Consider the following 11777-nt stretch of genomic DNA (forward strand, 5'->3'; position numbering starts at 1 on the left):
GCACACGTGCGCGGCCGACACCGCGGACGCCGGACACTCGACCGCGGGGGCGGCCGACACCGCGGACGCCGGCCTGCTCTCCCCGGGATGGGCCGGTTCCCAGGTCGAAGCCGCCACCGGCGACCGCGCGCTGCTGCAGGCCATGCTCGATGCCGAGGCCGCGCTCACCCGCGCCCTCGGCGCCCCCGCCGGGGTCTGCGCGGAGGTCGACGCGGTGGCCCGGGCGGGCCGCTTCGACCTGCGCGACCTCGCGCTGCGCGCCCGCAGCGGCGGCAACCCCGTGATCCCCCTGGTCGCCGACCTGACCGCTGCTGTCACGGACGAGGCGGCGGTGTGGGTGCACCGGGGCGCCACCAGCCAGGACATCCTGGACACCGCGCTGATGCTGGTCACGCGGCGGGCGCGCAGCCTGATCCTCGCCGACCTCGACACCTCGGCCGCGACCCTGGCCCGGCTCGCCGCCGAGCACCGCGCCACCCCCATGCCGGGCCGCACGCTGACCCAGCACGCCGTGCCGACCACCTTCGGCCTCAAGGCAGCCGGGTGGCACAGCCTGGTCACCGCGGCCCGCGACCGGCTCGCCGCGGTCGTGCTGCCCGCGCAACTCGGCGGCGCCGCGGCCACGCTGGCCGCTCTCGACGGCCGGGTCGAGCTGCTGTCCGTCTACGCGGCGCAGACCGGTCTCGACGAGCCGCTGCTGCCCTGGCACGCGCTGCGTACTCCGGTCGCGGAAGTGGGCGCCGCCCTGGCACTCACCGGCGGCGCACTGGCGAAGATCGCCGCCGACGTGCTGGTGCTCTCCCGCACCGAGATCGGCGAGCTCTCCGAGGGCGCGGGCGGCGGCTCCTCCGCCATGCCGCACAAGTCCAACCCGGTCCGTGCGGCGCTCGTCGCCGCGGCGGGGCGCCGGCTTCCGCAGCACGCGGCCGTGCTGTTCGCCTCGATGGCCGCCGAGGACGAACGGCCCGCCGGTGCCTGGCACGCCGAATGGCAGACCCTGCGCGAGGCCCTGCGGGACGCCGGCGGTGCCGCCCGGGACACCGCCGAGCTGACCGCGGGTCTGCGGGTCGACGGGCGGCGGATGCGCGAGAACCTCGACCTGACCGGGGGGCTGCTGGTGTCGGAACGCCTGGCCGCCGCGCTCGCCCCGCTCGTCGGCCGCGAGCAGGCCAGGCGGCTGCTCACCCGCGCGTCCCGTGCCGCCGCCGACTCCGGTCGGCCGCTGGGCGAGGCCCTCGCGGAACAGCCCGAGCTGCGTGGCCTGCCAGAACACCGCCACCTGGCCGAACTCCTCGACCCCACCCGCTACCTGGGCGCGGCACCCGAACTGACCGACCGTGCCCTGCGGGGCAGCGAGGCAGAGCCGGACCACCGGAGGGACGCGTGACGGGTCTCCGCAGCGCCATCGACGGTCTGCCGGACGTACCGGCTCTGCTGCTCGGTCCCTCGGCCGGGGCCGACCGCGCCCTGCGGGGCACCGCGGTCGGCGGCGAGGCGGAGCCGGACCACCGGAGGAACCCGTGACGAGTCTGCACCACACCACCGACGGCCCGCCGGACGCACCGGCCCTCCTGCTCGGCCCCTCCCTGGGGGCCGGCCTGCGCCTGTGGGACGCACAGGTCCCCGCGCTCTCCCGCGGCCGCCGCGTCGTCCGCTACGACCTGCCGGGGCACGGCGGTTCACCTGCCGCGCTGCTGGGGGAGGGCACGGTCGGCGGCCTCGGCGCGCTCGTGCTCGAACTCGCCGACTCCCTCGGGCTGGCGCGCTTCGCCTACGCGGGCGTCTCGCTCGGCGGGGCGGTGGGGCTCTGGCTCGCCGTCCACCACCCCCAGCGCGTGGAATCCCTGGCCGTGGTCTGCTCCTCCGCCCGCTTCGGTGAGCCGGGGCCGTGGCGGGAGCGCGCCGAGCGGGTGCGCACCGAGGGCCTGCAGTGGCTGGCCGACACCGCAGCCGACCGCTGGTTCACCCCCGCGTTCGCCGTCTCGGACACCGCCAGGGACCTGGTCGCCGGTCACCGGGCCGTCGACCCCGCCGGCTACGCGGCCTGCTGCGACGCCCTGGCGGCCTACGACCTGCGCGGCGAGCTGGCCCGTATCAGCGCGCCCGTCCTGGTCGTCGCCGGGCGGCAGGACACCGCGGCACCGCCCGTCCACGCACGGGAACTGGCCGACGGCATCGCGGGTGCCGGCCTCGTCGAGATCGGCGGCGCCGCCCACCTCGCACCGGCCGAGCAGCCAGAACGCGTGCTGCACGCCCTGCTGGACCACTTCGGCGCGGGTACCGCGGCGGCGGGCACCGCGGTGCGCCGCGCGGTGCTCGGCGACCCCCATGTCGACCGGGCCGCCGCAGGCACCACACCGTTCACCGCGCCCTTCCAGGATCTGATCACCCGGTATGCCTGGGGGGAGATATGGACTCGCCCGGGTCTCGACCGCCGCACCCGCAGCTGCATCACCCTCACCGCTCTGATCGCCGGCGGCCACCACGAGGAACTGGCCATGCACATCAGGGCCGCGCGCACCAACGGGCTCTCCCAGCAGGACATCCAGGAGGTCCTGCTGCAGTGCGCCGTCTACTGCGGGGTGCCGGCCGCCAACGCCGCCTTCGCCATCGCCGCCCGCGTCCTCGAAGAGGAGGCCTCCGCATGACCGGCACCCCCGCTCCCGTCCCCGCCCGCGCCACCGTCGGCATCGTCGGCGGCGGCCCCGCAGGGCTGCTGCTCGCGCGCCTGCTGCACCAGGCCGGCGTCGACTGCGTCGTCCTGGAGTCCCGCGACCGGGCCTACGTCGAACAGCGGCAGCGCGCTGGGATCCTGGAACAGGGCACCGTCGACGCGCTGCGCTCAAGCGGCGCGGGCGAGCGGCTCGACCGGGAGGGCCTGGCCCACGACGGCATCGAGCTGCGCTGGGACCGCCGCGCCCAACGCGTCGACTTCCCCTCGCTCACCGGCGGCCACCGGGTGTGGGTCTACGCCCAGACCGAGGTCGTCAAGGACCTCGTCGCACTCCAGCTCCGCGACGGCGCACCGCTGCTGTTCGACGCACGCGTCTCGTCGGTGACGGGCGCCGGGACGGACCGGCCGGTCATCCACTACGCCCACGGCGGCGCCGACCACACCGTCGTCTGCGACTACGTCGTCGGCTGCGACGGCTTCCACGGCGTCACCCGCAAGGCCGTGCCGGAAGGCGAACTGCGTACCGTCGGACGGTCCTACCCCTACTCGTGGCTCGGCATACTCGCCGACGTGGCCCCCTCGAACGAGGAGCTGGTGTACGCGCACAGCCCGCGCGGATTCGCGCTGCTGAGCATGCGCTCCCCGGCGGTCAGCCGGCTCTACCTCCAGGTGCCCAACGGCACCGACCCGGCGGCCTGGACCGACGAGCGGATCTGGGACGAGCTCGACGCCCGCTTCGCCGTCGATGCGGACTGGACGCTGGCCCGGGGGCCGATCACGCAGAAGTCGGTGCTGCCGATGCGCAGTTCGGTCACCGAGCCGATGCGCTGGGGCCGGGTCCTGCTCGCGGGCGACGCGGCGCACATCGTCCCGCCGGCGGGCGCCAAGGGGCTGAACCTCGCGGCCTCCGACGCCATCGTCCTGGCGCGGGCCTTCGGGCAGCTGGCCAGGACCGGCTCGACCGCGGGCCTCGACGCCTACTCGGACACCTGCCTGCGCCGGGTGTGGCGCGCCGAGCACTTCTCCTGGTTCATGACCACGACCCTGCACACCGCCCCCGACCAGCCGGCGTTCGACACCCGCCTGCAGTACTCCCAGCTGGACCGCATCGCCGCGTCGCCGCACGCCGCCGCCGAACTCGCACGGAACTACGTGGGCATGCCGGTCGGTTGAAGCCGGCGGCCGGCCGGGTCACAGGTCCAGGACCAGCCGGCCGCCGGGGGCGCGGCAGCGGGAGACGCAGACCATCATCGTCTCGCCGCCGGCCCGCTCCTTGTCGGTGAGGACGCTGTCGCGGTGGTCCGGCTCGCCCGCCAGGACGTCGGTCTCGCAGGTGCCGCAGGTGCCCTCCGTGCAGGAGTACAGGACGCCGACGCCCGCCTGCTGCAGCGTCTGCAGGATGCTGCGGTCCCGTGGGACGGCCAGCACCTGCCCGGACCGGGCGAGTTCGACCTCGAAGGCCGTGTCGCCCGCGGTGCCGGCAGCGGCGGCGGTGAAGCGCTCGGTGCGCAGGGCGGCAGCCGGGACGCGGGCCTCGACGGCCGCCAGCAGCGACGCGGGGCCGCAGGCGTAAACGAGTTCGCCCTGGCGCAGGTGCGCGAGGTAGCCGTCCAGGTCGAGCGGCCCGGTGGCGAGGGTGACCCGGGCGGCGGGGTGGCCCTGCGCCAGTTCCCCGACGAAGGCCATGGAGGAGCGGGAGCGCCCGCCGTAGAGCAGCGACCAGTCGGAGGCGGCGGCGGAGGCCGCGACCAGCATGGGGAGGATCGGGGTGATCCCGATGCCCCCGGCGACGAAGCGGTGGCGCGGCGCCGGCTCCAGCGGGAAGTGGTTGCGCGGGCCGCGCGCCCTGAGCCGGTCGCCTGGGCGCACGCAGGCGTGGACGAAGTCCGACCCGCCGCGCCCGTCCACCTCCCGCAGCACGGCGATCCGCCACTGCGCCCCGCCGGGCTGCCCGCACAGCGAGTACTGGCGCTCCAGGCCCTCGGCCAGCAGCAGGTCGATGTGCGCGCCGGGCTGCCAGCCGGGCAGCGCCCGCCCGTCGGCCTGCCGCAGCGTCAGGGACACGACGCCGGCCGCCTCCTCCCGGCGGTCGGCGACGACGAGGTCGGTCAGGCCGGTGGCGCCGTTCACCGTCCGGCGTCCCCGGGGGCGGGATGGTCGGGGTGGGCGAGCAGCCAGTCCCACATCTCGACGGGGTCCTGGCCCTCGTGCTCCGCGCCGCAGTGGCAGGCGCCCCGCAGCACGTCGGTGCCGGGCAGCCAGCGGACGCGGTGGACGGGGGAGCCGGGGGCGGCCCCGCGCCCCGCGCTCATTGCGCGGCCAGCCGGGCCAGGATGCGCCGCGCGGCCAGGCCGCCGGTGTCGATGTTGATGCTGAGCTCCTGGTAGCCCTCGGTCTCGGTGTCCAGGCAGCGCTGCAGGACGTTGAGCGCGTCCACGTCCTGCATGACCACGGTGTGGTTGGCGTCCCGCAGGAAGCCGGAGACCTCCGGGTCCCCGACCGCGAAGTTCCGCGAGACGGCCCAGAAGTCGTAGACCCTGCCGGGTGCCGACGGGGTGATCGCGTAGGTGATCTCGGTCTCGAACAGCGGGGCGTCCTGCCCGGCGGGGCTGATCCGGCTGTGCAGCAGGTAGAGGCAGGGCGCGAAGTACTCGATGTCCTGCCGCCGCCGGATGCGCCCCTCGATGCCCGTAGACCGGGCGTAGAAGGGCGGGCACTCGGCGTCCTGCATGTGCCGGGAGACGCGGACGACTCCCGCCTCCTCGTCGACCTCGGTGGTGATCGGGGTCTCGGCGACCTCGGGTGTGCCGATGTGGCCGCCGTGCAGGTAGGTCTCGTGGGAGAGGTCCATCAGGTTGTCGACCAGCAGGCCGAAGTCGCAGTCGACGGGCTCCATGCCGCTGACGGTCGTCCAGCCCTCCCCGGCCAGGTGCGGGGCGCGCGGGATCGCGGCGGGGTCGGCCGCGTCGCGGTCGCCGATCCAGACCCAGACGAGTGAGTCGACCTCCGCCACGGGGAAGGAGCCGACCCGTGCGGTACGCGGGACGCGCTTCTGGCCGGGGACGAAGACGCAGGTTCCGGTGGTGTCGTAGGTGAAGCCGTGGTAGCCGCAGACCACCTTGTCGCCGTCCAGGCGGCTGCGGGACAGCGGGAACCGACGGTGCACGCAGCGGTCGGCGAGGGCGACGGCCCTGCCCTCCCCGGTGCGGTACAGCGCGATCGGCTCGCCCAGGACGGTGCGGCCGAGCAGGTCGCCGCCCACCTCGGCGGACCAGGCGGCGACGTACCACTGGTTGCGTGCGAAGGCTGAGTGTGCGGTCACGGCAGGAGTCCCGTCCCTCCGGCGGAGCGCCGGTGCTCCGCGTGGGGACAGGTTCACGGCCGGGTGCCGCGGGGGGCAAGGCGGCTTCCGCCCGGCGGAAGCGACGGGTCAGCGGGGTACCGGTTGCCAGCCCAGCGCCCGGGAGATGCCGCGCCCCGCCACCCGGACCGCGGGCACCAGCGCGGGAGTGCGCGCGCCGGCGGCCGGCACGACCACCGACACCGCCGCGACCACCTCGCCGTGCGGCCCGCGCACCGGAGCGGCCACCGAGAGCGCGTCCTCGGTGATCTGCCGGTCGCTCACCGCGCAGCCGCCGCGGCGCACTTCGGCCAGCATCCGGCGCAGCCGCGCCGGGTCGGTGACGGTGTACGGGGTGAACGCGACCAGTTCCGCGGCGCAGTAGCGGTCCTGTACGGCGGTGTCCGCGTGGGCGAGCAGCACCAGGCCGACACCGGTGGCGTGCAGCGGCCAGCGCGCGCCGACCCGGCTGTGCACGCCGACCGCGGAGCGGCCCGAGATGCGCTCGGTGTAGACGACCTCCAGACCGTCGCGCACCGCGAGGTGCACGTTCTGGTGGGTGGTCTCGTAGAGGTCTTCGAGAAAGGGCATCGCCGCCTGGCGCAGGCCCACCCCGCGCGGGGCGAGCGCGGCCACCTCCCACAGCCGCAGGCCCACCTGGTAGCGGCCGTCCTCGGCGCGTTCGAGCGCCCCCCAGCCGGCGAGGGCGCCCACCAGCCGGTGCGCGGTGGACAGCGGGAGGCCGGCGCGCCGGGCGATCTGGGCCAGGGTCAGCGCGGGGTGCGCCTGCTCGAACGAGCCGAGTACGTCGAGCAGGCGGTCGGCCGCCGAGCGGGCGGCGGGGGGGCGGGGCATGCGACCGGTGCGCGCCGTCAGCTGCCGTCGGCGGCCGGCTCCGCGGGTTCCGCGATCCGCAGCAGCAGGTCGTGCAGGGTCCTGCGCTCCTGCGCGTCCAGTGGTGCCAGCAGGCTGTCGGTGACCCGGGCGCCGTCCTGCTCGCTCTCGCGCAGCAGTTGCCGCCCCGCCTCGGTGAGCACCACGATCCGGTTGCGCCGGTCGTTGGGGTCGGGGCGGCGCTCGGCGAGGCCGAGCCGCTGCAGGTCGTCGACGAGGCTGACGATCGCGCTCGGGTCGTAGCCGAGCCGGTCGCTCAACTCCCGTTGCCTGGCGCCCTCGACGCCGGAGAGGTAGCGCATGACGGCGTAGTGCCGCAGCCGCAGGCCGTGCTGTTCCAGGCCCGCGTTGAACAGGCTGCCGGAGCGCAGGCCCAGACGGTACAGCAGGTATCCGGTGTCCGCGTGCAGGCCGCGCATCCAGGGGGCGTCGCTCATGGCCGCATCATGGCGCAAAATGGCAGTCGAGAGCAACTATTGACAGGAACAATGATTGATCCTAGCTTCTGTTCCCATGAGTGCTGAACCCCCCTCGGGACCCTCCCTCGATCTCACCGGCAAGGTCGCCGTCGTCACCGGCAGCGGACGCGGACTCGGCCTCGCCTACGCCGCCGCACTCGCCCGTTCCGGCGCGGCCGTCGTGGTCAACGACGTCGACGCCGAGGCCGCCGGGCAGGCCGCCAGGACCCTCACCGACGCGGGCGGCAGAGCCGTCGCGGAAGCCGTCGCCGTCGGCACGAGCCAGGCCGCGGACCGCCTGGTCGCCCGGGCCGTCGAGGAGTTCGGGCGCCTCGACGTCATGGTCACCAACGCCGGGATCCTGCGCGACCGCGTGCTGTGGAAGATGACGGACGAGGACTTCGACACCGTCATCGCCACCCATCTGCGCGGGACGTTCACCTGCGCCCGCGCGGCCGCGGTCCGCATGCGCGAGCAGGGCGAGGGCGGCACCCTGGTCATGGTCGGCTCCCCGGCCGGGCAGCGCGGCAACTTCGGCCAGACCAACTACGCCGCAGCCAAGGCCGGGATCGCCGCCATGGTCCGCACCTGGTCCATGGAACTCGCCCGCTCCGGGATCACCGTCAACGCGATCGTGCCGGTGGCGGCCACCGCCATGACCGAGACCATCCCGGCCTTCGCCCCGTACATCGAGCAGCTGCGGCAGGGCCGGCCGCTGCCCGACTTCCTGCGCAAGGGCGAGGGGTTCGGCACTCCGGAGGACTGCGCCGCGCTGCTGCCCTTCCTCGCCTCGGACGCCGCCCGTGACGTCACCGGCCAGTGCATCGGCATCGGCGGCGACCGGCTCACGCTCTGGTCGCATCCGCAGGAGACCGCCGTCGCCTACGCCGACGGCGGCTGGACCCCGCAGACGCTCGCCGCCGGGTGGCACGGCTCGGTCGGCAGCGCACCGCAGCCGGTCGGCATCCCCGCCCCGCGCGTCCCCGGGCAGGAGGCCCGGTGAACGCCCGCGGGCCGATGGACGTCCAGCAGCTGGCGGCCATCGACGTCCACACCCACGCCGAGGTGTCGGCGAAGGGGGCGGCGTCGCTGTCCGCCGAACTCGGCACGGCCTCGCAGGCGTACTTCAAGGTCGAGGGCGACCGCAGCCCCACCCTCCCCGAGATGGCCGCCTACTACCGCGAGCGGAACATGGCCGCCGTCGTCTTCACCGTCGACGCCGAGCACGCCACCGGCACCCCTCCCGTCCCCGACGAGGAGGTGGCCGAGGCAGCCGCCGACAACCCCGACGTCCTCATCCCCTTCGCCTCCGTCGACCCCTTCCGCGGCAAGGCGGGCGTCCGCCGGGCGCGGCGGCTGGTCGAGGAGTACGGGGTGCGCGGTTTCAAGTTCCACCCCAGCATCCAGGGATTCTTCCCCGACGACCGGATGGCGTACGGACTCTACGAGGTCATCGAGGAGACCGGGACCGTCGCCCTGTTCCACACCGGCCAGACCGGGATCGGCGCCGGCGTCCCCGGCGGGGGCGGAATCAGACTCAAGTACTCCAACCCGATGCACGTGGACGACGTCGCCGCGGACTTCCCGCACCTGAAGATCGTCCTGGCACACCCCTCGTTCCCCTGGCAGGACGAGGCGCTGGCCGTCGCCACCCACAAGCCGGGCGTCCACATCGACCTCTCCGGATGGTCGCCCAAGTACTTCCCGCCGCAGCTCGTCCAGTACGCCAACTCGCTGCTGCAGGACAAGGTCCTGTTCGGCTCGGACTTCCCCGTGCTGACCCCGGACCGCTGGCTCGACGACTTCGCGAAGCTGCCCATCAAGGACAGCGTCAGGCCCAAGATCCTCAAGGGCAACGCCGCTCGGCTGCTGGGACTCACCTCCTGAAGGAGCCTCACATGCGCAACGAGGGCATCGGATCCTGGCCCGCCCGCCGGGCGCGGAAGACCCCGCACCGCACCGCGCTCGTCCACGGCGGGCAGGCGTTCAGCTACGCCGACCTGCACGCGCGCACCACGAGCCTCGCCCACGCGCTGCGCTCGGCCGGCGTCCGCCGCGGCGACCGGGTCGCCTACCTGGGGCCGAACCACCCCGCCTTCCTGGAGACCCTGTTCGCGACCGGTGTCCTCGGCGCGGTCTTCGTCCCCCTCAACCCGCGGCTCGCCGCCCCCGAGATCGCCCACCAGCTGCGGGACAGCGGCGCCCGCGCACTGCTCCACAGCCCCTCGTGCGCGGCACTCGCGGGCACCGCGACCCCGCTGACCGTCGAGGTCGGCCCGGTCTACGAGAACCTGCTCGCCGAGGCCGCCACCGAGCCGATCGACGAGAGCGTCACGGCCGACGACCTCTGCCTGATCATGTACACCTCGGGGACGACCGGCCGCCCCAAGGGGGCCATGCTCACCCACGGCAATCTCACCTGGAACGCTGTCAACGTCCTGGTCGACCACGACCTCACCGCGGACGAGCGGGCGCTGGTGTGCGCTCCGCTCTTCCACACGGCCGGGCTGAACATGCTCACCCTGCCCGTCCTGCTCAAGGGCGGCACGTGCGTCCTGGCCGAGTCCTTCGACCCGGCCGCCACCCTGGAGATGGTCGCGGACCACCGGATCACCTTCATGTTCGGCGTGCCGACCATGTACGACCGCGTAGCGCGGCAACCCGGCTGGGCGCGGGCGGACCTCTCCTCGCTCCGGCTGCTCACCTGCGGCGGTGCCCCCGTCCCCGCGGCGCTCATCGCCACGTACCTGCAGCGCGGCCTGACCTTCCTCCAGGGGTACGGCATGACCGAGGCGGCCCCCGGCGTGCTCTTCCTGGACGCCGAGCACGCCGTCAGCAAGGCCGGTTCGGCCGGTGTCCCGCACTTCTTCAGCGACGTGCGCGTGGTCGGGTCCGACGGACTCCCCGTCGGGAGCGGTGAGACGGGGGAGGTCGTCGTCCGCGGGCCGCACGTCGGCCCCGGCTACTGGGGCCTTCCGGACGAGACCGCGGCCGCCGTCCGCGACGGCTGGTTCCGCAGCGGTGACGCGGCCCGGGTGGACGCCGACGGCTACGTCACCATCGCCGACCGGATCAAGGACATGTACATCTCCGGAGGCGAGAACGTCTACCCGGCGGAGGTCGAGGACGCGCTGCTCGCCCTGCCGGGCGTCGCCGAGTGCGCGGTCGTCGGCGTCCCCGACGAGCGCTGGGGCGAGGTCGGGCGGGCCTTCGTGGTCCCGGCCCCCGGCGCTGCGCTCGCCCCCCAGGACCTGCTGGCCGCGCTGCGCGGCCGGCTCGCCGCGTACAAGATCCCCAAGTCCGCGGTGCTGCTGGAAGACCTCCCGCGTACCGCCTCGGGAAAGGTGCTCAAGCACCGGCTCCGTACCGCCCCCTCCGACAGCAAGGACGAGCCATCATGACCACGCCCGCGACCATCACCGTCCACGGACTCGACGAGCTCAAGGCGCTGGCCGGCACCGAACTGGGCACCAGCGACTGGATCGGGATCACCCAGGAGCGCATCGACGGCTTCGCCGACGCCACCGGTGACCACCAGTGGATCCACACCGACGTGGAACGCGCCGCCGCAGGCCCGTTCGGCGCGCCGATCGCCCACGGGTACCTGACGCTGTCGCTGTTCATCCCGCTGTTCACCGGCCTGCTGGAGGTGGAGGGGGTCAGCGCCAAGGTCAACTACGGCCTGAACAAGGTCCGTTTCCCCTCCCCGGTCCGCGTCGGCTCCCGCATCCGCCTCACCGCGCGGCTGGCGGAGGTCGAGGAGGTGCCCGGCGGTCTGCAGATCATCGTGGACGGCACCATCGAGATCGAGGGCGCCGCCAAGCCGGCCGCGGTCCTGCAGAGCCTGTCCCGCTTCTACGCCTGAGGGGGAGCGCCAACTGGCCGCGGGCCGCGATGCATTGACGCGGTCCATGGGGTGGCTTATGGTTCCCGAAACGTTCGCGGTGGTTTCGGAAATTTCGGGGCGGCCCGGGCGGTGCCCGGCAGTCAGAAGCCACGCGTGGATGTTAGCGCTAACGCTCGTGCCCCGGCGGTTGGTTGCCCGAGCCGCAGCCGTCAGCAGTGTTCACGCGACCTCAGTACCAGGCGCCCGTCGCCGGTAGGCGCCTGTCCCCCCACACACAAGGAGTAGACACGTATGTTCTGGTCACTCAAGGGAGGTCGCCGCAGACGAATCGCGGCGGCATCCACAGCGACGGCGGCCGGCGTCGCGATCACGCTCGTCGGTATGGCGACGTTCGCGACCCATGCTGCGGCGGCGAGTTCGCTGGGTGCGGCGGCGGCGCAGTCGGGCCGGTATTTCGGTACGGCGGTGCCTGCGGGGAAGCTGGGTACCTCGGCGTACACGGCGATCCTCGACCGGGAGTTCAACATGATCACCCCGGAGAACGAGATGAAGTGGGACACCACC

Annotated in this window: 14 protein-coding genes; 9 read left to right on the plus strand and 5 right to left on the minus strand. The window is 74.1% G+C overall.

What is annotated here, in order from left to right:
• Window positions 1–73 precede the first annotated feature (73 nt).
• From pcaB to JT723_RS21985, 4 genes are read left to right on the plus strand one after another with little or no spacing between them, the layout of a single operon-like run.
• The gene (gene pcaB, locus JT723_RS21970) at window positions 74–1387 is read left to right on the plus strand and encodes a 3-carboxy-cis,cis-muconate cycloisomerase (protein ID WP_240166014.1); all 1314 of its coding nucleotides are present in this window, start codon (window positions 74–76) and stop codon (window positions 1385–1387) included.
• The gene (locus JT723_RS21975; RefSeq protein ID WP_205046450.1) at window positions 1384–1524 is read left to right on the plus strand and encodes a hypothetical protein; all 141 of its coding nucleotides are present in this window, start codon (window positions 1384–1386) and stop codon (window positions 1522–1524) included. The genes pcaB and JT723_RS21975 overlap by 4 nt, the downstream gene beginning before the upstream one ends.
• The gene (gene pcaDC, locus JT723_RS21980; protein WP_205046451.1) at window positions 1521–2648 is read left to right on the plus strand and encodes a bifunctional 3-oxoadipate enol-lactonase/4-carboxymuconolactone decarboxylase PcaDC; all 1128 of its coding nucleotides are present in this window, start codon (window positions 1521–1523) and stop codon (window positions 2646–2648) included. The genes JT723_RS21975 and pcaDC overlap by 4 nt, the downstream gene beginning before the upstream one ends.
• Window positions 2645–3847 (plus strand): 4-hydroxybenzoate 3-monooxygenase, encoded by a 1203-nt coding sequence (locus tag JT723_RS21985; RefSeq protein WP_205046452.1) that lies wholly within the window; start codon window positions 2645–2647, stop codon window positions 3845–3847. The genes pcaDC and JT723_RS21985 overlap by 4 nt, the downstream gene beginning before the upstream one ends.
• Before the next feature lie 18 nt (window positions 3848–3865).
• Here JT723_RS21985 and JT723_RS21990 read toward each other — a convergent pair whose 3' ends face one another.
• The 5 genes from JT723_RS21990 to JT723_RS22010 all read right to left on the minus strand — a co-directional run bounded on the left by JT723_RS21990 (window position 3866) and on the right by JT723_RS22010 (window position 7345).
• Complete coding sequence (locus JT723_RS21990; RefSeq protein ID WP_251512529.1) at window positions 3866–4804, minus strand: PDR/VanB family oxidoreductase; 939 nt, start codon at window positions 4802–4804, stop codon at window positions 3866–3868.
• Window positions 4801–4986, minus strand: coding sequence for a hypothetical protein (locus tag JT723_RS21995; RefSeq protein WP_205046453.1), 186 nt, complete (start codon window positions 4984–4986; stop codon window positions 4801–4803). The genes JT723_RS21990 and JT723_RS21995 overlap by 4 nt, the downstream gene beginning before the upstream one ends.
• The gene (locus JT723_RS22000) at window positions 4983–5996 is read right to left on the minus strand and encodes a Rieske 2Fe-2S domain-containing protein (protein WP_205046454.1); all 1014 of its coding nucleotides are present in this window, start codon (window positions 5994–5996) and stop codon (window positions 4983–4985) included. Before JT723_RS22000 ends, JT723_RS21995 begins: the two co-directional genes overlap by 4 nt.
• Before the next feature lie 108 nt (window positions 5997–6104).
• Entirely contained in the window at window positions 6105–6869 is a 765-nt protein-coding gene (locus JT723_RS22005; RefSeq protein ID WP_205046455.1) for an IclR family transcriptional regulator, read from the minus strand.
• A gap of 17 nt (window positions 6870–6886) precedes the next feature.
• The gene (locus JT723_RS22010; RefSeq protein WP_205046456.1) at window positions 6887–7345 is read right to left on the minus strand and encodes a MarR family winged helix-turn-helix transcriptional regulator; all 459 of its coding nucleotides are present in this window, start codon (window positions 7343–7345) and stop codon (window positions 6887–6889) included.
• A gap of 76 nt (window positions 7346–7421) precedes the next feature.
• On the opposite strand from JT723_RS22010, the gene JT723_RS22015 reads away from it, so the two are divergent.
• The 5 genes from JT723_RS22015 to JT723_RS22035 all read left to right on the plus strand — a co-directional run.
• Window positions 7422–8369 carry an SDR family NAD(P)-dependent oxidoreductase gene (locus JT723_RS22015; RefSeq protein ID WP_205046457.1) on the plus strand — a complete coding sequence of 316 codons (948 nt, stop codon included), beginning with the start codon at window positions 7422–7424 and terminating at the stop codon, window positions 8367–8369.
• Between the two features lie 14 nt (window positions 8370–8383).
• Window positions 8384–9253, plus strand: coding sequence for an amidohydrolase family protein (locus tag JT723_RS22020; RefSeq protein WP_205046477.1), 870 nt, complete (start codon window positions 8384–8386; stop codon window positions 9251–9253).
• An 11-nt stretch (window positions 9254–9264) separates the two neighbouring features.
• Entirely contained in the window at window positions 9265–10767 is a 1503-nt protein-coding gene (locus JT723_RS22025; RefSeq protein WP_205046458.1) for an acyl-CoA synthetase, read from the plus strand.
• Complete coding sequence (locus tag JT723_RS22030) at window positions 10764–11231, plus strand: MaoC family dehydratase (RefSeq protein ID WP_205046459.1); 468 nt, start codon at window positions 10764–10766, stop codon at window positions 11229–11231. Before JT723_RS22025 ends, JT723_RS22030 begins: the two co-directional genes overlap by 4 nt.
• A 273-nt stretch (window positions 11232–11504) precedes the next feature.
• The coding region (locus JT723_RS22035) for an endo-1,4-beta-xylanase (protein WP_205046460.1) at window positions 11505–11777 on the plus strand (273 nt) is incomplete at its 3' end.

This window comes from Actinacidiphila bryophytorum (assembly GCF_016916835.1).
GTDB lineage: Bacteria > Actinomycetota > Actinomycetes > Streptomycetales > Streptomycetaceae > Actinacidiphila > Actinacidiphila bryophytorum.